General features: G+C 56.1%; 20 protein-coding genes and 1 tRNA gene. 10 read left to right on the forward strand and 11 right to left on the reverse strand.

Annotation, left to right across the window (positions count from 1 at the left end):
- Positions 1-58: 58 nt before the first annotated feature.
- Positions 59-529 carry a hypothetical protein gene (locus ACVWZF_RS05510; protein WP_011432434.1) on the reverse strand — a complete coding sequence of 157 codons (471 nt, stop codon included), beginning with the start codon at positions 527-529 and terminating at the stop codon, positions 59-61.
- 583 nt (positions 530-1,112) lie between these two features.
- Between ACVWZF_RS05510 and ACVWZF_RS05515 the strand changes: the two genes are divergently transcribed.
- From ACVWZF_RS05515 to ACVWZF_RS05540, 6 genes are all read left to right on the forward strand, one after another.
- Entirely contained in the window at positions 1,113-2,081 is a 969-nt protein-coding gene (locus ACVWZF_RS05515; protein ID WP_011432435.1) for an isopenicillin N synthase family dioxygenase, read from the forward strand.
- 18 nt (positions 2,082-2,099) lie between these two features.
- Positions 2,100-2,774, forward strand: a complete 675-nt coding sequence (locus ACVWZF_RS05520) for a cysteine hydrolase family protein (RefSeq protein WP_011432436.1) — start codon at positions 2,100-2,102, stop codon at positions 2,772-2,774.
- A 34-nt stretch (positions 2,775-2,808) separates the two neighbouring features.
- Positions 2,809-5,016, forward strand: a complete 2,208-nt coding sequence (locus ACVWZF_RS05525) for a phosphoketolase family protein (RefSeq protein WP_011432437.1) — start codon at positions 2,809-2,811, stop codon at positions 5,014-5,016.
- A 56-nt stretch (positions 5,017-5,072) separates the two neighbouring features.
- A complete protein-coding gene (locus tag ACVWZF_RS05530; protein WP_011432438.1) occupies positions 5,073-6,422 on the forward strand; it encodes an AAA family ATPase in 1,350 nt (449 codons plus the stop codon).
- Positions 6,415-7,065 (forward strand): ParB N-terminal domain-containing protein, encoded by a 651-nt coding sequence (locus ACVWZF_RS05535; RefSeq protein ID WP_041436276.1) that lies wholly within the window; start codon positions 6,415-6,417, stop codon positions 7,063-7,065. Before ACVWZF_RS05530 ends, ACVWZF_RS05535 begins: the two co-directional genes overlap by 8 nt.
- 488 nt (positions 7,066-7,553) lie before the next feature.
- Positions 7,554-7,997, forward strand: coding sequence for a DUF29 domain-containing protein (locus ACVWZF_RS05540; RefSeq protein ID WP_011432439.1), 444 nt, complete (start codon positions 7,554-7,556; stop codon positions 7,995-7,997).
- Between the two features lie 120 nt (positions 7,998-8,117).
- On the opposite strand, the gene ACVWZF_RS05545 is transcribed toward ACVWZF_RS05540, so the two are convergent.
- The 5 genes from ACVWZF_RS05545 to petP form a co-directional block, all read right to left on the reverse strand.
- Positions 8,118-9,047: a restriction endonuclease gene (locus ACVWZF_RS05545; RefSeq protein WP_011432440.1), complete on the reverse strand. Its 930-nt coding sequence runs from the start codon at positions 9,045-9,047 to the stop codon at positions 8,118-8,120.
- A 137-nt stretch (positions 9,048-9,184) separates the two neighbouring features.
- Positions 9,185-9,256: transfer RNA gene (locus ACVWZF_RS05550), tRNA-Met, on the reverse strand.
- A 99-nt stretch (positions 9,257-9,355) separates the two neighbouring features.
- Positions 9,356-10,816 carry a DASH family cryptochrome gene (locus tag ACVWZF_RS05555; RefSeq protein ID WP_011432441.1) on the reverse strand — a complete coding sequence of 487 codons (1,461 nt, stop codon included), beginning with the start codon at positions 10,814-10,816 and terminating at the stop codon, positions 9,356-9,358.
- Positions 10,817-10,828: 12 nt separating this feature from the next.
- Positions 10,829-11,158, reverse strand: a complete 330-nt coding sequence (locus tag ACVWZF_RS05560) for an HU family DNA-binding protein (protein ID WP_238376891.1) — start codon at positions 11,156-11,158, stop codon at positions 10,829-10,831.
- A gap of 37 nt (positions 11,159-11,195) precedes the next feature.
- A complete protein-coding gene (gene petP, locus ACVWZF_RS05565) occupies positions 11,196-11,393 on the reverse strand; it encodes a cytochrome b6f subunit PetP (RefSeq protein ID WP_041436278.1) in 198 nt (65 codons plus the stop codon).
- A gap of 141 nt (positions 11,394-11,534) precedes the next feature.
- On the opposite strand from petP, the gene ACVWZF_RS05570 reads away from it, so the two are divergent.
- Positions 11,535-11,978 (forward strand): ATP-binding protein, encoded by a 444-nt coding sequence (locus ACVWZF_RS05570; protein ID WP_011432443.1) that lies wholly within the window; start codon positions 11,535-11,537, stop codon positions 11,976-11,978.
- 3 nt (positions 11,979-11,981) lie between these two features.
- Here ACVWZF_RS05570 and ACVWZF_RS05575 read toward each other — a convergent pair whose 3' ends face one another.
- Positions 11,982-13,814 (reverse strand): DUF3352 domain-containing protein, encoded by a 1,833-nt coding sequence (locus tag ACVWZF_RS05575; RefSeq protein ID WP_011432444.1) that lies wholly within the window; start codon positions 13,812-13,814, stop codon positions 11,982-11,984.
- A 298-nt stretch (positions 13,815-14,112) separates the two neighbouring features.
- On the opposite strand from ACVWZF_RS05575, the gene uvrB reads away from it, so the two are divergent.
- The 3 genes from uvrB to ACVWZF_RS05590 all read left to right on the forward strand — a co-directional run bounded on the left by uvrB (position 14,113) and on the right by ACVWZF_RS05590 (position 18,768).
- Positions 14,113-16,200 (forward strand): excinuclease ABC subunit UvrB, encoded by a 2,088-nt coding sequence (gene uvrB / locus ACVWZF_RS05580; RefSeq protein WP_457411054.1) that lies wholly within the window; start codon positions 14,113-14,115, stop codon positions 16,198-16,200.
- 108 nt (positions 16,201-16,308) lie between these two features.
- On the forward strand, positions 16,309-18,144 hold the full coding sequence (locus tag ACVWZF_RS05585) for a mechanosensitive ion channel family protein (RefSeq protein WP_457411055.1): 1,836 nt from the start codon (positions 16,309-16,311) through the stop codon (positions 18,142-18,144).
- 33 nt (positions 18,145-18,177) lie between these two features.
- The gene (locus tag ACVWZF_RS05590; RefSeq protein WP_457411056.1) at positions 18,178-18,768 is read left to right on the forward strand and encodes a DUF721 domain-containing protein; all 591 of its coding nucleotides are present in this window, start codon (positions 18,178-18,180) and stop codon (positions 18,766-18,768) included.
- 163 nt (positions 18,769-18,931) lie between these two features.
- Here the strand turns inward: ACVWZF_RS05590 and pxcA are convergent, their stop codons facing one another.
- The 4 genes from pxcA to ACVWZF_RS05610 form a co-directional block, all read right to left on the reverse strand.
- Entirely contained in the window at positions 18,932-20,314 is a 1,383-nt protein-coding gene (gene pxcA, locus ACVWZF_RS05595; RefSeq protein WP_457411057.1) for a proton extrusion protein PcxA, read from the reverse strand.
- A gap of 180 nt (positions 20,315-20,494) precedes the next feature.
- Positions 20,495-21,898: a glycosyltransferase gene (locus ACVWZF_RS05600; protein ID WP_011432449.1), complete on the reverse strand. Its 1,404-nt coding sequence runs from the start codon at positions 21,896-21,898 to the stop codon at positions 20,495-20,497.
- A gap of 256 nt (positions 21,899-22,154) precedes the next feature.
- On the reverse strand, positions 22,155-22,271 hold the full coding sequence (locus tag ACVWZF_RS05605) for a photosystem II reaction center X protein (RefSeq protein WP_011432450.1): 117 nt from the start codon (positions 22,269-22,271) through the stop codon (positions 22,155-22,157).
- 104 nt (positions 22,272-22,375) lie between these two features.
- Positions 22,376-22,732: a ferredoxin-thioredoxin reductase catalytic domain-containing protein gene (locus ACVWZF_RS05610; protein ID WP_011432451.1), complete on the reverse strand. Its 357-nt coding sequence runs from the start codon at positions 22,730-22,732 to the stop codon at positions 22,376-22,378.
- Positions 22,733-23,110: the final 378 nt, after the last annotated feature.

Genomic DNA, 23,110 nt, shown 5'->3' on the forward strand with positions numbered 1-23,110 from the left:
CAACTTCAAGGCCAGGAAGAGATGGGTTTGGAGGTCTATATTTTCAGGTCAGGATCTCTCAATCTGAGGAGTCGGAAGAGTTTTCCTCTTCTATGCCCCAGCCCGCAGCCAAAACATCCACCGCTGCCCGCAACGCCTGGTTATCCCCCAAGAGCTCCTCGGGATCCGAACGCGGCTCCACCAGGGGAACCAAGCGCAGAATACGTCCGTCCTGAACCAAGTCGATAACCACGCCCGGCTGCTCCTTGCCCAGGTTGGCCATCTCTTCTTCGGAAGCGGGATCCCGCAGACAGGCATAGTCAAAGCTGTTCACATTTAAGTAGAGGCTACGGTTTACCACCAGTGTGGCAGCAGTGGGATCCTGAAAAACATCCACCACGCAGCCTTCCCCTTGCTTCCGCACTGAGCCATCGACGATATCGAAGTAGCGAACACGGGCCAAATCGGATAGGAGTCGGTAAATATCCCGCTTGTTCACCAAAGTTCCCGTATTCACAATACAGGGGGCACAGGGATGAGTGTCTGTCATAGAGCAGTCGGTCTCGAAAGGTCAACAGATTGAGAGTAGGCAAAAGGAAAGCAACATCAACAGTGTCTGCAAACTATCTCCGAAAACATCAGTCCTCGGCAATTCTAGGCGCGGTTATGGTTGACAAGCAACAGGTATCCGTAACTTTACAAAAACTTTAATCAGCTAAAAAAGAGAGAAGTAGCCTGCCCTGCTTTATCCAGTTAACCCAGTGCAACAACAGAACAACTCGCTCCATTCCGCCTACCCAGGGCTCAGACTGCTCTCAAGGCAAAATCAATCCATAGCTTTGCTTCTATCGACTTTATCACAGCCTTCCAAAAAGGGCACAGGCCACTACAAGGTGCAATCTCCAGACAAAAGGGACAGAGGCTGTCCGGCAGGATTCTACCTGCATCTTGTGGGAAGGCAAGTAGCTGAGCAGCTTTAGACTCTAGATATTGTAGATAGATATTGTAGATGAACCCCGAACAGACCGTCTTCGATTCAGAACTCTCCCCTTGGCTTCTTAGGAAGGATAGCATAGGGTACCAAGCCCGCTGCCTGAGAAAGTGTTGACTTTCCACCAGAGACGACTTCTGCCATGGCAACCACTCCCCAACGCCAGACTCTGCCGGTTGTCGATTTTGCCGCCTTTCAGAAAGGAACGGCAGGTGAGCGGGAGCAGTTTGTCCGCCAGGTGGGGGAAGCCCTGCAACAGATTGGCTTTTTTGCCTTGGTTAACCATGGCCTATCGCCGGAATTGATCCGGGAAGCCTATGAAGCCGCAGAAGCCGTTTTTCTTTTGCCAGAGCCAACCAAGAGAGCCTATGAGGATCCGGCGCTGCTGGGGCAACGAGGGTACACCCCCTTTGGCAAAGAACACGCTAAAGATCATCCCTATCCTGACATGAAAGAGTTTTGGCACATCGGGCGCGAAGGGGATCCCCACCTTCCTGCCAACATCTGGCCTCGGGAGGTGCCCCAATTTCGCAGGGTGATGGTAGAGCTGTTCGCCCAACTGGAAACCTGTGCCCAGGGCCTGTTGCAGGCGGTCTCTCTGTATCTGGGGGAGCTTGCCGAATACTTGCCCAAAGCGGTGGAAGGAGGAGCCAATCTCTTGCGGGTGATTCATTATCCGCCGATCCCTGCTGAAGCCCCTCCCCAGAGTTTACGAGCTGCAGCCCATGAAGACATCAACTTGATTACGCTCTTGTGTGAAGCCACCGCACCAGGTCTAGAGCTTCTGCAACGAGATGGATCTTGGCTGCCCATTTCGGCCCTCCCTGGTCAGATCATTGTCGATGCTGGGGATATGCTGCAAAACCTCACCAATGGCCTGTTGCGCAGCACCACCCATCGGGTGACCAACCCCGACAACCCTCAAGAATGCCGCTTTTCCATTCCCTTCTTTGTGCATCCGCGGCCAGAGGTGGATCTCACGCCCTTGCCGACTTGTGTGGCCCGCACCGGCGGGATCCCTCGGTTCCCTTCCCTGACTGGCGGAGAATACTTGGCCCAGCGGTTGAGGGAAATTGGCCTGGCCGAGGCAGGATCCCCGCCCCAGCATTGATCCCAACTGGGGGTCTCTATGTTTCGGATCCCGGCCTTGCCCTACGAGTATGAAGTTCCCAGCCTGTCTCAGTTGGCCCTGGTGATCATCGATATGCAGCGAGATTTCCTGGAACCAGGCGGCTTTGGGGAGATGCTGGGCAACGATGTCACCCAACTGGGATCCATTGTGCCCACCCTGAAGGGGCTGCTGGACTTTTTTCGTCAAAAGGGCTTAACCGTCATTCATACCCTGGAGGGTCACCAGCCAGATCTCTCCGATTGCCCGCCCAGCAAGCGCAAACGCGGCAAGGGATCCCTGACCATTGGGGACGAAGGCCCTATGGGGCGGATTTTGATTCGGGGAGAGCCGGGCAACACCATCATCCCTGAGCTTGCTCCGCTTGCGGGAGAGATCGTCATTCCCAAACCCGGCAAGGGGGCTTTCTACGCCACCGAGCTGCAAGCAATCTTGCAAAAGCGCGGCATCACCCACCTGCTGTTCACCGGGGTAACCACAGAAGTCTGCGTGCAAACCACAATGCGCGAGGCCAATGACCGCGGCTATGAGTGCCTGCTGGTGGAAGATTGCACCGCCAGCTACTTCCCAGAGTTCAAGCAAGCCACCCTGGAGATGATCCGGGCGCAAGGGGGCATCGTCGGCTGGACGAGTTCTGCTCAGAACATCCAAAAAGCGTTATCGGGTTTACAGTGAGTGTGAATAACCCAACAAGCGTGAGGCTGAACCGATGACACTGGCTCAGGAGGCAACTGCCCAAGTCCCCGCCTTTTGCGAAGGGATCCAGTACTTCGGGGATCCCTGGCCGGAATTTGACCGCCTGGGCCAGGCCCCTGCAGTGGATGCCGGCACCGGGAAACTGAGGGATCCCGGCAGTCGTATGGCCGCCTACCAAACCTTGCTCTATGCCGATGCCTTGCGCTACCTCACCCTGCAAATGACCGCCAGCAAAGCCTCAGGCCACCCAGGGGGATTTGCCAGCCAAGCAGAAGCCTATGCCGCTCTGGTGTACCTGGGCCAGAAGAACATCCCCACCGAAGTCGGGCACCACGCGCCGGGCTTTTACGCGGCCATGTTTTTGGATGGATCCCTGGCCGAGATGGGCATCCACACCGTCTCCGACCTACGGGCCCGTTTTCGAGAGCGGGAAGGGCTGTTGGGTCACCTATCCGGCTACATTCCCGGGCTGCTGGCACCGGCTGGGCCGCTGGGGCAAGGACAACACTTTGCCATGGCAGGAGCCCTGCTCTATCCAGATCGCCTCTTCCCGGTCACGATTGGGGATGGCGGCCTGGGGGAGCCCTATGTGATGAGCTCCATGATTCACTTCCACACGGCTTTCCCGCAGCGCACCAACTTCCTGCCGGTGCTGGTCTGGAACGGCTACAGCCAAGAGCACCACAGCATGATCTCCACCGCCAGCAACGCCCAGATGGCCGAGTATTGGCGGGGCAACGGCTTTGAGGAAGTGGTGTTGGTGGATGCCAAGGACTTCGACGATGCCCAGCAGCCCGGCCCCTATGTCGATAGCACTCAGTTTTCCCTAGAAGCCCGCCTTGCCTTTGCCCAAAGGGTGCTGATCGAAATGGAGCGAGCCATCCAATCAGCCCTGAGCGGACAACTGACCGTTTTCATCCTCAAACAACTGAAGGGGGCTGGGGTACATGCCAAGGGATCCAAGTCCCACAACCTCTACGGCCACCACACTCTGGATCACCCGGACATTGTGGCGGCTCTGCGGGCGCGGGCCTTACATCCGGCAGCTTGGGCCCTGGTGCGACAAAACTGCCAACGGGCAGCCGGGGGGCCAGCCGCCAAGGTGGCGGTTACAGAGTTCGTTCGGCCTTTGCCGCCTTTGGGATCCCTGAACCTGACGGAGTTTCCCCTAGGGGACAAGCAGGTTTCCACCACGGCCATCGGATCCCTCGTGGTGCAGGTGGGGCAGAAAGATCCCGACTTTTTGGTGGCCAATGCCGACGGCAACGAAGCTTCCGGCATTGCCAATGTGAACCAAGGTCTCAAGGTGATTCACCCCACGGTGGATCCCCTCTACAACCAACAGCCCCAAGGCCAGGTCTACGAACCCCTGAGCGAAGATGCCTGCGCGGGGCTAACGGCGGGCCTAGCCCTCTTCGGCGGACGCTCCCTGTGGTGCTCCTACGAGTCCTTTGCCGTCAACGGCCTACCCATCTGGCAGACGGTAACCCAAGCCATGGCGGAGCTGCGCCGGCCCACCCCCTCGGCCATTGCCCTCTTCACTGCCGGCGCTTTGGAACAGGGGCGCAACGGCTGGACCCACCAACGCCCGGAAATTGAAGCCTACCTGGCAGCTATGATGCGCAACGGCAACATCTTTCCCCTCTTCCCGCCGGATGCCAACTGTGCCCAAGCTGCCTACGAATGGGCCCTATCCACCTGCAACAAAGGGATCCCTATCATCGCCAGCAAAACTCCCCTACCCATCCGCACCACCCTAGAACAAGCTCGCCAAGCAGTAGAGCAAGGCTGCACCGTCCTTCAGGAACTTCCTGGATCCCGCACCGTCGTCTTTGCCGTGGTGGGGGATATGATTCTCCTGCCCGTGTTCGAGGCGGCTGAGCAGCTCCAAGCCCAAGGGATCGGCTGCAAGATCGTCTCGGTAATTAACCCCCGCCGTCTGTATCGCCCCGGCGACGTGGCTTGGTCCACCTGTGCTCAGCCAGATGGGGAATTCATGTCCGACCAAGAATTTGCCGCTTGGTTTGCCGGCGAGGCCCTCATCGGCGTAACAGGCGGATCTAGCCTGATGCTCGAACCCTTGATGTTGCGCTATGCCGGCCCGCGGGATTTCTTCGCTTGGAAACGCGGCGAAACCACCGCCACCCCCGCCGAATTGATGGACTACAACGGCCTGACAGCCCAAGCACTAGCAGAACGAGCCAAGCAACTGCTATGCTGAGGGCGAGCTTTTAGCTTGGTTAGCATTGTCCACCTTATTTTTTCCTATTTTTTCCTATGACTGCGGCTAGCTCTCTCCGAGAGAAGCTTGAGAGGATATCTCCCACCGAGAGGGTAGAGCGAGTTGTTGTCCAACACTTTGCTTCTCCTCTCCTGCAGGCGCTTGGCTTTGACGACTTGGAAATTAGATATGAATTCGAGACAGGTTGTGGCCAGGTCGACCTCGCCGCAAGAAAGAACGAAGATCCTGAAGATACTTTCTTTAACTCCCAAAGGAACCCCTACTTGCTTTTGGAGGCAAAATCCAGAGTAGTCAACCTCAAAGAAGGATCTTACTATAGGGATGCAGTTTGTCAAATAGAAAGCTACCTGCTCGGCGAGAACTGCAAATCTGCAAAATGGGGAATTATCACCAATGCAAACAACATCCAGATCTGGAGGAAGCATGGAAAAGTCGTCCACCCTGCTACAGCAAACTTCTCCATTAATCCAGATAACATTGAGAGCATAGTGCGTAACTTGCGAGACAAGATAGAAAACTATGAACGCGCTCTGACTGTATGCGTGTATAACAATAAAGGGGGCGTAGGCAAAACAACGACGGTCATTAACCTTGCAGCAGCACTAAAAACCAAGGGAAAAAAGGTCTTAGTTGTTGACTTTGATTCTCAGGGTGATCTGACAAGAAGTTTGGGAGCCACTCCTGGAAAAATTACACTGACGCAATGTTTAAAGGATCCCAAAATAGACATCCATGCCATTGTCCAAACATATAGACTCAAATATAGACTCAAAGGCAAGCAGACTACCCTTCCCATCTTCGACATTATCCCAAGAGACCCTGAGCTGGAGACGTTGACCGACAGCCAGTCGCTAGCATATATCCAAAAGGGAACCCGACGCCTTCGAGATCTGATTGCCCCTCTTCGCAATGAGTATGATTACATCCTAATCGACTGCCCAACTCAATGGCTTTACTTCAGCCAAAGTGGTGTTTTTGCTGCCGATGTTATTTTGATACCTACCCGCCCCGACGATCTGTCTTCCCTGAATAATGCTGCTAGAGTAATCACCAGCTTTGTTCCAGAAACTGCTAAGTCACGACAGGATGGCGGCCCCAGGACTTTGCCTATCTTTTTCAACGGCGTTTCTTCGGGAAGTGAATACACTATTCAACTAGCTAACGAAGAGATAGGTAAGCTTATCGACCAGGAGAAAAGTGTAGATCTACGTCCATATTTCTGGCCGCATTTTAAGAAAGGTAATGAAAACAAAAGCATTTTTAGGATACCTGACTATGCAGTGATATCCTCTGCAAGCTTTGATCGAACTCCTGCCGTCTTTAGGGACAGGAGAGTTTTAGAATACTACCAGAGTCTTGCCCGTGAGTACTTTATCGATGAGTGAGTTTTCAGATCTAGGTAGGTTGGTTAACTTACCCCTTGAGAGCATTACGCCCGCCGATGGGTTTTCTGCTCCCTCCTTCCTTGTTGCCGCAGCCGCAGATCAGCTAAGGGCGACAGGAGGACACAACTGGGTTCCTCTGCTGGTGGTCGAGGCTGGCGACTATCAGTACAAAGCCATTGGTAACCATTTTGTCTATGCAGTTGCTCGAGAGGCGGGGCTGGAGAGGCTATGGTGTATCGTTGTCGATCCTGATCCAGAGCAGGTTAAGCAGGCCCAGATTCTCGCCAAAGAAATTGTTCCGAAGGTAAATTTGACCAATACATCGAGAGAGACTATCTTGGCTGCGCTAAGATACCTAGCCGAGCGACCCAGCAGTCCCCTCAAGGGAGTCGATGTAACCATTGCAGCTGCCCGGATTGCAGAGGCGGATAGAAGTTGGTGGCAGGACTTAACCCCCATAACCAAGCTTGGGTGCAAAATTACGCGAGGCAAAAAACTGGATGCCCTATCGGAAGTATTTTTCGTAACTCCTACAGCGTTGCCCCCTACTCTGAAGAAATCATCCAAGAGATCTGCGGCATCCGCTGGCGCGAAGAAAGCGACCTCAACTCGCTCGCGGAAAACAACAGAGGGAGAGAGCTGAAAGGGATCCCTTCAAAAACATATTCTCCTCTCCACATCACCGAGGCCCGACTCCGCTTGCTGTGGGATGCCTGCCTCAAGCCTCCCTTTGAATGGCTACTGCCACCCAAACAGCCTTGGCCGCTCTCAACAACAGCCTCCATGGCAGGTATGCTCTGCTTACCTAGGACGACCGGATCCATCTGGAGCTCATGCACAGGACGATCACCAGCATCTTGGAGATCGACCTGACCCAAACCGTCCGGTATTATCTTGACCACAGGGATCCCCCCCTTATTGCCTGGATCCTGGGCCGTGATCAAGCGCTCCAGACCTGTTGAAACCTCATATTGTTCAGGGTCAGGCCCCATTGGGATCCAACGCTGCCACAGATCCGAGGCTTTGTAGCTACAGAGTTTGAGGACTCGATAAACTTATGAGGTCGAAGCTCAACGGCTGGAACCGGTAGGATTGACTTATCTTTGGCCAGTGTCCTGCTAGGAATGGATTATGGCGCTTTACAACTGCGACTTTTATGCCTGGACACAAGAACAAGCCGCGCTGCTGAGATCGGGGCAATGGGATCGATTGGATATTCCCAACTTGGTGGAGGAGATTGAGGCTTTGGGCAGGCAAGAACGCCGCGAATTGGTGAATCGGCTAGGGATCCTGGTGGGCCATCTGCTAAAGTGGCAGTTTCAGCCTCAACAACGAAGCAAAAGTTGGACAGCCACAATCATCGAACAGCGGCAAGAAATCCAGGAGTTAATTGCGGATAATCCCAGCCTTAAGTCTTATCTGGTTGAAGCAATAGAAAAAGCTTATCAAAAGGGCATACTGCTGGTGGCTAAAGAAACGCCTCTATCTCTGGACGATCTGCCTGCCCAGTGCCCCTACACATTGGATCAGGTGATGGATCCCGACTTTTACCCCGAACAGGAGAATTCCCAGTGACGCTAGACCTCGATACTTATGCCCATACTTAAGAAGGCGATGGCACTACATGAACTTTGCTAGCTTTGCTCCTTGTGTTAACTCTGCTGGCCCTAGCAGCTCAATTTTCTCACTCCGATGTTAGATGCTCTCTTCAAAATAATCACTATCAATCTTCTTTACCGGATACAATGAAACTGTAGATACGCCAACGTCGTGCTCAATCATTAGATTTGTTAGTTGTTCGCCGTCAATCAAAACAATCTTACTGCCGATCTGCGAAACGTAGCTGCTAGCGTCTTCAGTAAACCTGGAGGTAGTGATAAAAATACCCTTGTTTGCTCTTTGAGCCTGTAAAGCACCCACAAACTGCATGACATCAGGACGACCTACCGGATTGCTATCCCAACGCTTTGCCTGAATATACACAACATCAAGACCGAGTTTGTCCTCTTTGATGATCCCATCAATTCCACCATCGCCACTCTTGCCAATTGCTTTGCCTGCATCTGCCCGTGAGCCTCCGTAGCCCATTTTAACCAGCAGCTCCACAACAACCTTTTCGAAGAAGGCGGGCGATACTTTCTTTAGCTTGGCAAGCAGTTCATCAGCCAGTTTGTCACGGAGACTTTCATATGCAGCTTCTAACTGTTCTAATGGTGTCGCTGCCGAAGTCTCTGATAAAGCTTTTTGTTTGCTTGCCTTGTTGCTGCTTCTTGTGTCTTTGGGCCCCTCAAATTCTCGGAATTCAGGATATTGCCTGAGTAACTCTACATTGATGGTTTTGGGCTGTTTTTCAAGAAGATCTCTTCCGCGGTCAGTAATTTGGTAGAATCCTCTGCGCGTTGTTTCCAGCAGCCCTGCCTTTTTCATATAAGTTGCAGCCCAGCCGACGCGATTGACAAAGGTTGGCTGTACACCGCTCGGCAGCATCTCCCTGAGATCGTCCTCTGTGAGGCCCAGTTCCTTTGCCAGAACTTCAACAGCTTCGCTGGTTGATATTTCGGTTTCTTTACGTGCTGCAAACTGGAGAAGTGGCAACATCAAGCTCTGATAATCGGGAACGGCCATTTGTAGAACCGATGTGAAGACAGGGATCCCAAACCGAAGTAGGTTCCACCCATAACTTTACGCCAACCCTCTGCTGCAAGCCAGTTAGGGTATCCGCCAGGCCGGGAAGCCTCTGAAAAAAGAAAGTTTGACGTGGATGGCTCAGGCGTGATTTGAACACGCGACCAAGGGCTTATGAGTCCCCTGCTCTACCGCTGAGCTACTGAGCCAGGATAGTGCTTAACTAGAATAGCACTCTTGGTCCGGAACTGCGCCTCAGAAAATCCCCTCAGCCCCCTCTCGGGAAGAAGCCCCAGACAAGGCAATGCCTATCGGCAGGCCAGGGCAGCTTCGTAAACCCGTCGGTTGGCCGCGAGAGACTTCTCCAAATCCACCAGTGGGCGAGGGTAGTCCACCCCCAATCGGACTCCAAATTGCTTCTGCTCGGCAGCAGTGAGGCGATAGGGCTCGTGGATTTTATCCCCCGGGATCCCGGCCAATTCCGGCAACCAGTGGCGCAGATAGTCTCCTTTGGGATCGTACTCGCGAGATTGTTTGGGGATGTGGAAGTAGCGGAAGCCACGGGCATCATTCCCTACGCCGGCGGTGTAGTTCCAATTGCCGTAGTTGCTGGCCACGTCGTAGTCGATGAGCAACGACTCAAACCACTCAGCGCCCATGCGCCAGTCGATGCCCAGGTTCTTGGTCAAAAAGCTGGCCACATTCTGCCGTCCCCGGTTGGACATAAATCCGGTAGCCGCCAGCTCCCGCATGTTGGCATCCACCAAGGGGTAGCCCGTCTCACCCCGACACCAAGCCTGAAAGCGCGGCCAATCCTGCTGCCAAGGGATGGGGATCCCTTGGATCCCAGAAGGACGGAACAGTTTGGCGCCGTGCTTGGCCAAGATAAAGCGAAAATAATCCCGCCACAGCAGCTCAAACACCAGCCAGTAGGTGGACTCATTGCGCACCCGCTCCTGCTCGTAACGCTTGACCTCGGCATAGACGGTGCGAGGGGAGATGCAGCCCAGGGCCAACCAAGCAGAAAGCCGGGAGCTATCGTCGGGATCCAACATGCCGTTGCGGGTTTCTTTGTAGATGCGCAGCCGATCCAGATCCCAAAAGTAGGTTTGCAGGCGGGCATGGGCAGCAGTGCTGCCGCCGGTGTAGGTGAAGCGGGCCCGTGGATCCCTAGCAGGTGAAGATAGCCCCAGCGAGGCCAGGGTGGGCAGAGGGCCGGGATCCAAACCCGATGGCAGGGGGGGGATCGAGGGAATGGGCAAGGGATCCCGGATGGGGGTGCTTCCCTCGACTTGCTTTCGAAAGCGGGTGAACAGCTCCGGCAGTTGCGAGAGACAAAAGGGGAGATCCTCAGGGTGATAGAGGGTATGGCCCCAATCGACCTGCAGCCGGATCCCCAGAGACCGCAAAGCCCGCTCAACAGCAGCCGCCACCTCCTTCTCCTCGGTGCCCACCTCTTCATGGGCATAGACCGCCTCGACCCCCCACTCCTGTGCCAAGGTGGGGATCACCTGTTCTGGCTGTCCCTGGCGGATCACCAAATCCGAGCCGCGCGACCGCAACTGCTGCCGCAGATCTGCCAAACTCTCCAGCAAAAACTGACCGCGGAAAGGGCTGGTTCTGGGGCGGAGCCCAAGGGAAGTCTCGCCGAACTGGCGGGGATCCAAGCAATACAAGGGGATCAAAGGGGATCCCTGTTGGCAGGCCCGCGTCAGCGGCTGGTGATCCAGCAGGCGCAAGTCGGTGCGAAACCACAGCAGTACAGTCATTCTGCAGCTACCCTACACGGATCCCGCGGACTCAGACTTGGACACCCGAACCCCAGCTGGACGCCCCAGCTCAGGGCTGGGAACAAAATGAGGCACATCGGCAGCCGGGATGTGAACAGGGGCCTTGGTGCGCGGATGATAGGTTTGCCGGGCGGGACGATGGCGCAGCGAGAACGTGCCAAAGCGAGCCAGCCGCACGGATCCCCCCTGGGCCAGGCATTGGCTAATGCTGTCCAGCATAGCCTCCAGAGCAGCAGCAGCCATTTCCACGGTCAGGCCATCCACCTGCGCGGCCATCTGGCGGGCCAGCAAACGGCGAGTCAAATGAGGAGGAGAAGCCACCAACCGACCCTCTAGACAACAGAACACAGACAGGGGCTTAGAGCACCTCCAGTTCACTCTCGAAAAACCAATGTCGAGAGCGATCGGGAAACTCCAGAATGTAGCCGACACCGCTGCCATCGACCACACGCCGTGCCAGCACCACAGCCTCTTTGCCCACCAGAGCGCTGAGGTTTTCTTGTCCGCGATCCTGGACAGAGCGAACTTTGACCTTATTTCCAACCTTGATCGCCATAAAACCGCGAAGAGACTTACCACTCAAGATGGTACGGCAAAAGTCCCCTTGCCGAGCTCCTGCCGCACCTCTGCTGGGGTTGACCCCGATGGGATTGCTAGAATGGGGTCAGAGTGCCGTGCCCCAGGGAAGACTGCCTCCGTGATTGCCCTTTCCCTCAAACCCGCCCACTGCTCCTGGAGCGTTATCAGCTTTCCCTCCACCCTCTACACGCAGCCTGTCCTCGATCTCTTGATCTCAAAAGTCCCTCCTGCCTGGAGAGCGGAAATACGTTTGGGCCTACAGGAAGCAATCATCAATGCCGTCCGCCACGGCAACGGCCTCGACCCCAACAAGAAGGTGATCATCGAGTACGCCAGCTCGGAGCCCTTTTACCAATGGCTGGTGCGAGATCAAGGGCCCGGCTTTTGTCCCCAAGAGAAGCTCCACCGATGCCAACATAACATCTTGGAAACCGAAGAGTCGGGCCGAGGAATGCTGCTGCTCACCCAAATCTTCGACTTTGTGGAGTGGAATGAAACAGGCAACCAGGTCTACCTGGCCAAATACATCCACGCCAACTGCCGGGATCCCTGGATAGTCTGACCCTCAATACCACTCCCAAAACAGCTTGCCCATTTGGGTAATCTGGCAGCCCCGATCGGGGTAGGGAGCTTCAGAAACCGCTAGGGCTGTGGTGGCGAAGGCAAAGCGCGTGGATGACCAGCGGGATCCCTTAGCGCTCCGCGCCGCTGACGCGACCGGGTCGGGCAGCTCGCTTTCCAAGAGCAACCCCAGGGATCCATAGCCATAGCCCAAATTGCGGTGGGGCAGGGAAGCCACCAACTTGCGCCAGGCGCGATTTGCACTCAAGGGGGGATCCGCGAGGGCCGTCTCCAGAGCCCCCAAAGAAGAGGCCAGGTAGGAATAGCCTTTGCGATCGGCATGATACACCTGTGCCGGCAGCGGGATCCCTGGCAGCGTTAGCGCTCCGCGCCGCTGACGCGACTGGGGGAGAGCCTCTGCCGCCTGCAATGACGCGGATCCTCCTTTCCCACTGACTTCCAGCGGCTCGCCTGCCAACACAGGGATCTCCGGTCGATGGATAGAGCGGTAAGGACTCCGTCCCGCTGTCGCCACCGGCGGGGGTTCTGACGGCAAGGACTCCGTCTCCCCCGCAGGAGTGGTCGGTTGGGCCCAGGCAGTGGCGGTGCCGCGCTTCGTTGCCAGAGAGATTACCTGCCAGCCTTGGGCGCGTGCCCGCTCATCCAAGTCGAAATAAGGACTCCGTCCCGCTGTCGCGACCGACTCATCCGGCAGCTTACCGACCCACAGCCAGGCTGGATCCCCGTCGCCGGGCAAAAGGGCAAAGGCAAACTCTCCCCGTTCCGGCAACAGACGCTGCCAGTCCAGCGCCACCTGAGATTGCAAGCGCTGCAGCCACTGGCCGGGATCCACCCGCAATCCCAGGGGATTTAGGGGCTGGATCTGCCCCAGGCTCTGCCAAACTGAGGCCAGATTCTCTCCGGAAATCAGCGCCAAGGTCTCATCCGGCAGATGTTGAAGGATCTGCGGGCGAAAGGCTTCTGCCGCCGGCAAGGAGAAGCCAGCGGGCGCATGCCAGAGGGCAGCACTTTCGGCCACCAAGCCCTGGAAGTTCACCCCCAACCCCAGCCCTACCGCCTGCAACGTCAGCCCGTCTGGAGAAACCGCCTCTGGATTCTGCCAGAAGGCCCAACCCACATGTGCCTCCCGCAGCGGCTGGATCACCCGCCGAAACAAGGGCTGAGCCACCAGAGACAACTGCGGCAACTGCCAAGCATCGATTGCAGCCCGAATGGCAGCAGGCTGCTCCGCCAGCAACACGTATTGCTCGCCGAAAACGGCTGCCGAGAAACCCTGCAGGCCCGGAATCGGGCTAGACACCACCTGAATGCCCTTGTAAGTGTCCACCTGCACCGGCCTCCCGGCCAAGCTCTGCCGTTCCCACAACAGGTTCAGCTCAAACTGAGAGAGCGCCGCATCCCGCGTTTCCAGGGCAACCAAAGTGCCCCACTCCGGCAAACTGGCCAAGAGGGTACTCCTCCCCAGCCAGGGCCGCACCTCCCGCTCAAAATCAAGGGATCCCCCGGCCAGCAAGGATCCCAGCCAGCCTGGGCCTTCAGGGGAGAAAAACTTTTGCCACTGCTGACGGGCAGCGCGTCGCTGGGGGGCAGGAGTTGCCGCTTGCCAAAACGCTTGCACCTCGTCCAGGGGAACAGCCAACACCAGCAGCGCTTGTGCGGAGCGAGGGGCCAAACCCACAATTGGCGGCAGTTCCGGGTGGGCCAGCAACAAAGCCACCGGACTGCGGGTGAGCAGCCATACGACAACCCACACCACCATGGCGGCCAGAAGACCCAACCCGATTAGGATCCCGCGCAAGAGTTGCCGTCGTCCCATATCTCAATCTCTGCACCGAGGGAGACATGGCTCGGACACCCAGGCCCTACTGCTCTGCACTGCTGGCATGAACAGGCCTAGTGAAGAAGCGCTGCCCTCAGTCCTGCATGATAAAACCTTACCATGGAACAGAGGCTAACCCTGGTGTGCCAGCTGGAGCCCACCGCTGAGCAGGCGGCCAAGTTTAGAGGCACCCCACAAGCCTTTGTGATCCGCACTACCATTCCAAACCAACGTGCAGATCAGCCCTGCCTTGACCAGCCCGGCAGCTATCTAGGCCCATCCGAAAGTCAAACCCATGTCAGAGTTTCAACTGGTTTCTCCCTATCAACCCACCGGAGATCAACCTAAGGCAATTGCCGGCTTGGTGAAGTCGATTTCAGAAGGCCATCGTTTTCAAACCTTGCTGGGAGCAACCGGAACCGGCAAAACGTTTACCATCGCCCATACCATTCAGCAGGTAGGCAGGCCCACCTTAGTGATGGCCCACAATAAGACTTTGGCAGCACAACTGTGCAATGAGCTGCGGGAGCTTTTTCCTCACAATGCCGTTGAATACTTCATCAGCTATTACGACTACTATCAACCGGAAGCCTATGTTCCCAGCACCGATACATACATTGCCAAATCTTCTTCCATCAACGATGAAATCGATATGTTGCGGCACTCGGCTACCCGCTCTTTGTTTGAACGGCGAGATGTGATTGTGGTGGCCTCGGTGAGCTGCATCTATGGTCTGGGCATGCCAGAGGAGTACCTGAAGGCTTCCATCCCCTTCAAAGTCGGCCAGGAGATTAACCAACGGGATGTCCTGCGGGATCTGGCCAGCATCCAGTACGAGCGCAATGACCTGGAGCTGGTGCGGGGGCGATTTCGCCTCAAAGGGGATGTGCTGGAAATTGTGCCGGCCTATGAGGATCGGGTCATTCGCATCGAATTTTTTGGCGATGAGATCGAGGCCATTCGCTTAATTGATCCGGTTACAGGTGAGATTTTGAACAGCCTCAGCGCCCTCAGAGTTTATCCTGCTCGGCACTTTGTAACGCCGGAAGCACAATTGGAGCGGGCGATCCTCAATATCGAGCAAGAACTGGAAGAGCAACTGGCCCTCTTTCGCAAAGAAGGCAAGCTCCTGGAAGCCCAACGCCTAGAGCAGCGCACCCGCTACGACCTAGAAATGCTGCGGGAGGTGGGCTATTGCAATGGGATCGAAAACTACTCTAGACATTTAACGGGACGCAAAGCAGGAGAGCCCCCCGCCTGCTTGGTGGATTATTTCAAGGCCGACGATTGGCTGTTGGTGGTGGATGAGTCCCACGTCACTGTGCCCCAAATTCGCGGCATGTACAATGGCGACCGTGCCCGCAAGCAGGTGCTGGTAGATCATGGTTTTCGCCTGCCCAGCGCCCTCGACAATCGCCCCCTCAAAGCCGAAGAGTTTTGGGCCAAAGTTCATCAGTGCATCTTTGTTTCGGCTACTCCCGGCAACTGGGAACTAGAGCAGAGCGAGGCCCAATTTGAAACCCTGGTGGAAGATGGCAAGACCTTGAAGTTTTATGTGCAGGGCAGCGGTCGGGTTATCGAACAGGTGATTCGGCCCACTGGGGTGGTGGATCCTGAGGTGCATGTGCGCCCCACGGCTGGGCAAGTGGACGATTTGCTGGGAGAAATTTACTTGCGATTGGAACGCTCTCGGCAGGGATCTGCCGAACGGGTGATCGTGACCACCCTCACCAAACGGATGGCAGAGGACCTCACGGAATATCTCCAGGAGCGAGGGATCCGAGTTCGCTATTTGCATTCCGAGATCACCTCGATTGAGCGAATTGAAATCTTACAAGATTTTCGAGAAGGGGCCTTTGACGTGTTGGTGGGGGTCAACTTGCTCCGGGAAGGGTTGGACTTGCCAGAAGTTTCTTTGGTGGCCATTTTGGATGCCGACAAAGAAGGGTTTTTGCGAGCAGAGCGCTCCCTGATTCAGATGATTGGGAGGGCAGCACGAAATGTCCGCGGTATGGTGGTGATGTACGCCGACACCATGACCAGCAGCATGGCCCGGGCCATTGCCGAAACCCAGCGTCGCCGCGAAATTCAATTGCAATACAACCGCCAACACAACATCACGCCCAAGCCCATCGTCAAGAAAAACAGCAATGCCATCTTGTCTTTTTTGGCCATCTCCCGCAAACTCAGCAACCCAGATCTGGAAAAAGCCTTTCAAGCTGCGCAAGAGATCCCTCTCTCCGAGATTCCGGAGCTGATCGGCCAACTGGAACTCAAGATGAAAGAGGCCGCCAAAAACCTAGAATTTGAGGAAGCCGCCCAGCTACGAGATAAAATCAAAAAGCTACGTCAACGCCTTCTAGGCCACCCTCAGGGCACCTAAAATCCTTGCTCAGATCGGCCAAAATTGAGGTCGGCTTGTGCCACCATGAGCTTGCGGGGCAGCACCAGGGATCCCCAATTATCGATGGGCGTTCGTATCAAACCGGCCATGCAGGACTCTGTCCCATTTCGGCGAGCAGTTCTCTTGATTGGGCTGGCGGTGGGGATAGGTCTCTGGCTTACCCCTGCCGTTGCCTCTGCCCCTTCATTGGCCCAAGCCCTTGAATTTCGGGATCCCAACTTTTTCCTGACGGATCCCCGACCCACACCGGCTGAAGCGCCAACTCCTGAGGGATCCCCTGCTCCGGCTCCCAGCCCAGTCGGGATCCCTTTGACCGGCCAAGAGGGCACAGAAGTGCTGGTCGGGAACATACCGGTGTTCCGCCTGCAGACGGCAGACTACCCCAGCGATGTGCGGGCCGACAACGTTCGGGCGATCATCGAGCGCTTTCTCGAAGAAGGGCAGTTGCCACAGCCAGAGGTACGGGTAGCCCAGGATGCCAATGGGCAATACATCTTACGCCTGGGGGAAAGAGGCCGCTTTGAGGCCACCCAACGGTATTTGTTTACCGTCACCTATGCCGATGCTGCCGCGGAGCGCAGGGTGGCACCGGGTCAGGTGAACCTGAATGACGTGCGTCTGGTGGCTAACAGTTGGGCGCGGCGGTTGGAGCAAGCGATTGCCGATTACCGCGAAGACCTGCTGGCTCTGCAACGGGCCCAGGATCCGCGCGTGCTGGTTCTGACCCTCCTGGCAGGGATCGCCACCCTGGTGGTGGGGTTCTTTCTCTGGCGGCTGTTCGACCGCAGCTTAACCCGTCTGCAACGCTGGTTGGAGCTTAAGGCCGGAGAGACCTGGGGCACCTGGATCGATGTGGGTGGGATGCTGCTGCGGGGCGTGGGGGCAATCCTCATCGCCGGCATCTCGCTGGATCGCGGCATCAGCTTCATCCCTGCCCTACGACCGTTTCAGCGCTCCTTTTACCTGGGCCTGGGTCGTGTGGTCGCCACGGCTCTGGGCGTTCTCACCCAGCCTCTGCCCAACTCCAGCGTTTCGATTGCCAGCTTGCTGGTCTTCCTCGTCCTCTCCATCTTGGTTTTCACCGGCGCCCACTACGTCAGTGTTGGCTTCAAGCAGCGCTTTTTGGCACGCCTGGGGCTGGATCTGGGCACCCAAGAGTCTTCGGCAGCCATCTTCAAGTACATCCTGACCCTGTTCGGCATCCTTCTGGTCTTGCCCTTCAGCGGTCTTAATTTGGGCTCCTTGGCGGTCATTGCCGGGGCGGTGGGTTTGGGGATCGGCTTTGGTTTGCAAAACCTCTCCAACAACTACATCAGCTACATTGCCATTTTGCTGGAGCGCCCCATCCAAATCGGGGATCTGGTGGAAGTGGACAACTTGCTCGGCACGGTGGAGCGCATTGGGCCACGGGCTACCGTCTTGCGCACCCTGGATCGCATCTTTGTGATCGTGCCCAACTCCCGCTTTACCGAATCAAAGGTGGTGAACTGGAGCTACCGGGATCCCCGCTGTCGCATCCACATTCCGGTCGGCGTGGCCTACGGCTCCGATACCGCCTTGGTTACCGAAGCTCTGCTCAGCGCAGCCAAAGAAAATGCTCGGGTGTTGAGCAGCCCTGCCCCCCAAGTCTGGCTCAAGTCCTTTGGCCCTTCTGCACTTAACTTTGAGCTGCTGGTGTGGATCAACCGTCCTCAAGATCAGTTTGTCTTGATCAGCGAGCTAAACTTCCTAATCGAGGCTGAGTTTCGGCGACGTGGGATCCGCATCCCCTTCCCGCAACAAGATATTCATATCCGCAGCCTAGAGGGATTTGCCCCCCTCAGTCAAAATGGTGGATCCCCTCCTTTGCCCGATGCCGACTCCATTCACTCTGCCCTCAAAGAAGCAGCACAATCGCCGGAAGACCAAAATGGTGTTTCCTAAGCTATTGCCTGCCATTGACACCCTATCGACACCATGTTGCAGCGGTTAGATGAGGTACTGGGAAGCTTTGGCAGCCATCCCCGTTGGGCTGAACTGAAGCAAATGCAAACCCTGCGGCAGCTCTGGCCCGAACTCGTCGGAGAGGCCGTAGCCGCCCAAACCTATCCTCTCAGCCTGCGCCGACAGGTGCTGCAGGTGGCCACCTCTACCCCGGCCTGGGCACAAAACTTAACCTTGCAACGTCAGCTCATTCTCAAGAAACTCAACAGCCGCATCCAACCTCCCCTCAGCGATATCCGCTTCAGCCCTGGTGCCTGGCACGAGGGATCCAGCCAAGCCACCCCCCACCCTGATGCGGAGCTGACCAGCAAGTTTTATGGCGCTCCCCGCCTAGCAGACCAAGATGGACAACGCCCTGGATCCTGTCGCAGCCCCAATCCAAAACAGCCCACCTCCGACCCGAAAGTGGCTTTCGAGCGCTGGGCCAGAGTGGTGAAGCAACAACAAACCCAGGAGAACCTGTTCCCTTGCCCCGCCTGCCGCTGTCCTACCCCTGCCGCCGAATTGGAGCGTTGGTTTGTCTGTGGGTTCTGCCATCGACAATCCTTGCGCCCGCCCAGCTAACTCAGGAAACTCGAATTACGGTTGCTTCAAATGGCAATCAAACGATTCGTCAGGTCGATCCCCAACTTCTTTCTTCCTCTGAGAGAGGTTGTGGATGGTTACGGCAGCGGCAAGGAGCGCTTGGGAAGCGTCTCAACCCAGTTTGAAATGCAACTGCGAACCCTTAATCGTTCATAGCCCGATAGGTGGCCACCGAAGACGGCGATACACGGTTTAGATAGCGAAAGATCCAATACTTAAAAAGCGTATCTAGGAAAACCGGAAAAGTAGCAATAAAGCCGTAGATAAAATCGCGGTTCTCCGGTAACCCCAAATGGGCAGCCAAATTACCCAGCAGCACCTCCCAACCGTGGGGAGAGTGATAACCGACAAACACATCGGTAAAGAGAATAATAATGAAAGCCTTGGCACTATCGCTGAGACCGTAGATCAGACGATCCAAAAAAGACTTGAGGACTTCGATTTCCTCACGCCCAATAAAGATAAGCCAGCCAAACACCAGCAGCGAAAGCAAATCAGCAAGGATATTCTTCAATCCTTCCGAGTTCCTACGGCTATATTTTTTCAGCAGTTCCTCTGCCTTCATGGACAGTTGCTCTTCTGATTCCAGATCCCACTCTGGGGGTTGATGGTGCAAAGCTCGCTCAAATTCTATTCTTTCCTTGAAAAACTCGAACTCTGACAGGGCTTTTTCTTGGAATTCGTGGCTTAGAGCCACAATGGCAGGCTCCCGTTGTTGGAAGTGATCCACCAATGGCCCAAACAGAAAGTTTTTCGAGAGGATCTGGGTGAGCAGAGGCAAAACGGCCAACAACAACAGAAAACGAATCGATACCAGTGTGCGAGTGCGAGCCTCCCGATACTCTTGGATCAGTTCCTCCTCGGCCTGGGAACTCAGCTCACGGCGGATTTGGCTGGCCGTGCGCAGAATGGAGCGGGGCAGAATCGCAGCTTTGGAAGCGACCGGGGCAGCGCCATTGCCGGAGCCTGCCTTGACAGAGACATTAGAAGAACTGGGTTCAGTTGAGGTAGGTTGTTCTGGCGGTTCGAGAGGCTCAGGTGAAGTGGAAATTGAAGCAGAGACAGGTTGGGATTTTCTGGTCGGGCGTTTGTATCGAGAAGTCACCTGATCGATAAACTGCAGTTTCTCCAAGATGGAAAGATCTCGTCTTTGGCGACCATTCTCGGAGTTTTCGCTGCTGCTTTCAGAAACATTGGCCTCAGCGGCATGGAGTTGTTGAGCTTTATCTTGGGCAGAAGTAGGGCCGCTGCCATTTTGCTCGGGATCCGGCAGGCGAGAAAAGGCGCTGCTGGCTCTGAACTCTGCCAAACGCAGATCGATCTGGCGCAGCTGCCGGCGCAGTTGAATCTGAAAGTAGCGGCTGACATTCTGGCCGTGTTGCCCATTGCTGCCAATGGACCCTCCCTGGAAGTATTGATCCTCAATGGCTTTAATGCGCAGGGCAGCCTCATAAGCTTGGTCGAGGGAGCGCAGGGGGGTATTCGAGATCCATTGGCCCAGCCTGCTCAATACGGATTCTCCCATTGCTCGTTCCCGTGGCACTCCCCATGGGGGCCGATCCACACATTACAGTGATCCGATTGACTAATTATTGTAACGAGTCCTGGGTGCCTAGGCGGGAATCCCAACGGTGGAGAAGTACTTGCAGAGACTGGCCCTGCCTCGACAGAAGTACAGACCGGCACCTTTGGGTCAGAGCAAACTTCAGTATCCCTTAAAGCGCTTGAGGGCAAAGCCACAGATCTGCAGCAGCCGCAGCCCCTCTCGCACATGGTGAATGTTGGAGCGACCATAGGTTCTGGGGAAATAGCGCACGGGGATATCCAGGATCTTCAGGGTGCGCTTGGCGGATCCCAGCAACAGGTCAAAATCTCCAAACGGGTCGAAATCCCCCCACTCTTGGCACAGCTTGGCAATCTGCTGGTAATCCTCCCGCCACAGGGCCTTGGTGCCACAGAGGGAATCTTTGATGCGGATGCCGAGAATGTAGGAGAGGAGAGCGGCAAAAAAACGATTGGCCCATTGGTTTAGCCGAGGCATTGCCTCTGGTTTCAGGGGATAGATAAGGCGACAACCATTGGCAAAATCACATCGCCCGGAAGCCACAGCCCGGAAAAACTTGGGCATGTCCTCTGCCTGTACGGTCAAATCGGCATCGAGGATGATCAACACATCCCCTGTAGCGGCGGCTAGCCCCTTGCGCACCGCATCCCCCTTGCCCTTGCCCTCCTGCCGTAGAGCCCGGATATTGCGGATCCCTTGGTATTCCGCCTGTACCCGCTGGATCTCGGCCCAAGTCCCGTCGCTGGAATGCCCCTCCACAAAAATGATCTCGGTGCGGGATCCCATCTCGGGCAAATGTTCCACGCAGCGGCGGATGTTGCCCGCTTCATTCCGAGCCGGAATCACCACGGTGCAGGAAGGCTGCTGCTCAGGGGGGGGATCCCAGGCAGGGTCGGGCTGCAGGCGAGCGATCGTGTACTCTGTCAGGCAGAGGGCGTTGATCCCGGGCAATGGGGCAATCACCCGGTTGATCACAGTCGAAAGGAACGGGATCCGCCGCGGCAACAACAGCCGCTTGCCCTGCTGAATGACCTCGTATCCTGCCAAGTGCAGCAGGTTGGCCACATCGGCTGCCGATAACCAGTTGGCTGCCGGCAGAGGCATCCGTTGCTTCAGAGCGGTTGCCAAGCCCAGAATCGGCTCCCAGAGCGGGTTGTGGTGGGAGAGGATCAGGCGGGTGCGTGGGGTACAGAAGCGGCGCAACTGCTGGAGAACCTGCTGGATGTCGGCCAGGTAGCCCAGGGTATTGACGAGCAAGATCACATCAAAAGGCTCCGCCAAGACGGGATCCCCTTTGTCCAGCGTGTGGGCATCTTGCACCCGGAAATGGAGATGGGGAAACTCTGCCTGAGCTTGGGCAACAATGTCCGCATCCCGGTCGATCCCCACCCCGAAGCTGGGCTGCAAGGCATTGAGCAGGGATCCCGTGCCGGAACCAATCTCCAAGATGCGCAAACCGGCAGGGACAAAAAAGCGATGCAGCCGCTCCAGATCCTCGTGGTAGTAGCGGTTTTTTTGCCGCCAGTAATACAAGGGGTGGGTCAACGCTGGCAAGGGATCCCTGGGGTATCGCTGGATAGTCTTCGATCATAAGGTGTGATCGTTTGCAATAACGGCTTCAAGCACCTTAGATCTCAATCTGTTGGTCACCCAACCCAGCTGGATCCCCGACAACAGGGGCGAAGCCCTCCAGCGATTGCGTACCGCAGCCACATCTTGCCACCCCAGTCTCTCCCCACCCAGCGATAGCAGTACAGGGAAAAGGGAAGCATTGGCGGGCAAGTGCCAACGAGCGGGGATCTCAGCGACGACGCACTTTATCCCTTTGGCTGACAAAGATGATGGCGCCAAAGAGAGCCCCCAGCACAACTGCACCAGCCACCAAGCTCCAGAGGAAGTTAGCAAGTGAGGGAGTCATAAAAGCGTTTCCTCCTCGTGCAAATAACCGTTGCCCAACAGCTTTCCGATTATACCGAGCCCTGTCACCCTTCCAAAGCCTGCCTTTGTCCCTGCCGGGCGCTGTCATTTGGTAGTTTGGTATTCCAGGGGCACCTCCTCTAGGGTTTGGCTCTTGCCGGCAAAGGGGTTATCCGGCGTTAAGAACAGCATACAGTGACATTCCTTTCGCTCCCGCATGGGTACACAGGGGCAATTCCAATAGCCTGCTTTTGCTTCTGCCTCTTTGTCTTCATAAAAACGACAGGGACACAGCGGGGCGCCCAATTGCTCTTTGTGCAGAGCCAAGCCTTCGATCACCGCCGTCGTAATTGATGGATCCGAGCAGAAAAAGGTCTCGGAGCGTTTGGCGTAGGTTTCTGCGAAATGCCGCATCAACTCAAAGCTCTTCTGTGAGGACTTTTTGTAACCACGACTTTCCATGACGATTCCCAAAAGTGGAACTAACCGGCTGTTGCTAGCAATGGGGTTCACAGCTTTTTCCGACGACGCCTCCCGAAGCCAGTACAGACGTGTAGGGGGCCGGGATTCTATTAACTCCACAGATAACTCCACAGACCTCCCACAACGTCGAGAAAAGCTGTATCTCGCTCTTCGTTGTACAGCAGACCTCTAGGCAGGACAAAAGATTATGCCCTTGCTGTTACACAAGGCAACATCTAGGGGCCGTAGCAAGAGCCAGCCTTGGCGTACTCTACAGAATACCTTGACATCCTCCCCGGCCTGAAGGCTGGAGATTCCTACCACGCTGCGCATGGATGGCTCCTTGCGCAGTCGTCTCGGCGGGTTCCTGCTTCCGAC

This window comes from Thermostichus sp. OS-CIW-30 (assembly GCF_054060215.1).

Bases quoted from the DNA above. Each gene is read 5' to 3' on its own strand.
- ACVWZF_RS05515 (WP_011432435.1), top strand. From the start codon at position 1,113: ATGGCAACCACTCCCCAACGCCAGACTCTGCCGGTTGTCGATTTTGCC.
- ACVWZF_RS05540 (WP_011432439.1), top strand. From the start codon at position 7,554: ATGGCGCTTTACAACTGCGACTTTTATGCCTGGACACAAGAACAAGCC.
- ACVWZF_RS05510 (WP_011432434.1), bottom strand. From the start codon at position 529: ATGACAGACACTCATCCCTGTGCCCCCTGTATTGTGAATACGGGAACT.
- ACVWZF_RS05545 (WP_011432440.1), bottom strand. From the start codon at position 9,047: ATGGCCGTTCCCGATTATCAGAGCTTGATGTTGCCACTTCTCCAGTTT.
- ACVWZF_RS05585 (WP_457411055.1), top strand. From the start codon at position 16,309: ATGCAGGACTCTGTCCCATTTCGGCGAGCAGTTCTCTTGATTGGGCTG.
- ACVWZF_RS05535 (WP_041436276.1), top strand. From the start codon at position 6,415: ATGAGTGAGTTTTCAGATCTAGGTAGGTTGGTTAACTTACCCCTTGAG.
- ACVWZF_RS05590 (WP_457411056.1), top strand. From the start codon at position 18,178: ATGTTGCAGCGGTTAGATGAGGTACTGGGAAGCTTTGGCAGCCATCCC.
- ACVWZF_RS05530 (WP_011432438.1), top strand. From the start codon at position 5,073: ATGACTGCGGCTAGCTCTCTCCGAGAGAAGCTTGAGAGGATATCTCCC.
- uvrB (WP_457411054.1), top strand. From the start codon at position 14,113: ATGTCAGAGTTTCAACTGGTTTCTCCCTATCAACCCACCGGAGATCAA.
- ACVWZF_RS05575 (WP_011432444.1), bottom strand. From the start codon at position 13,814: ATGGGACGACGGCAACTCTTGCGCGGGATCCTAATCGGGTTGGGTCTT.
- ACVWZF_RS05555 (WP_011432441.1), bottom strand. From the start codon at position 10,816: ATGACTGTACTGCTGTGGTTTCGCACCGACTTGCGCCTGCTGGATCAC.
- pxcA (WP_457411057.1), bottom strand. From the start codon at position 20,314: ATGGGAGAATCCGTATTGAGCAGGCTGGGCCAATGGATCTCGAATACC.
- petP (WP_041436278.1), bottom strand. From the start codon at position 11,393: ATGGCGATCAAGGTTGGAAATAAGGTCAAAGTTCGCTCTGTCCAGGAT.
- ACVWZF_RS05605 (WP_011432450.1), bottom strand. From the start codon at position 22,271: ATGACTCCCTCACTTGCTAACTTCCTCTGGAGCTTGGTGGCTGGTGCA.
- ACVWZF_RS05610 (WP_011432451.1), bottom strand. From the start codon at position 22,732: ATGGAAAGTCGTGGTTACAAAAAGTCCTCACAGAAGAGCTTTGAGTTG.
- ACVWZF_RS05520 (WP_011432436.1), top strand. From the start codon at position 2,100: ATGTTTCGGATCCCGGCCTTGCCCTACGAGTATGAAGTTCCCAGCCTG.
- ACVWZF_RS05525 (WP_011432437.1), top strand. From the start codon at position 2,809: ATGACACTGGCTCAGGAGGCAACTGCCCAAGTCCCCGCCTTTTGCGAA.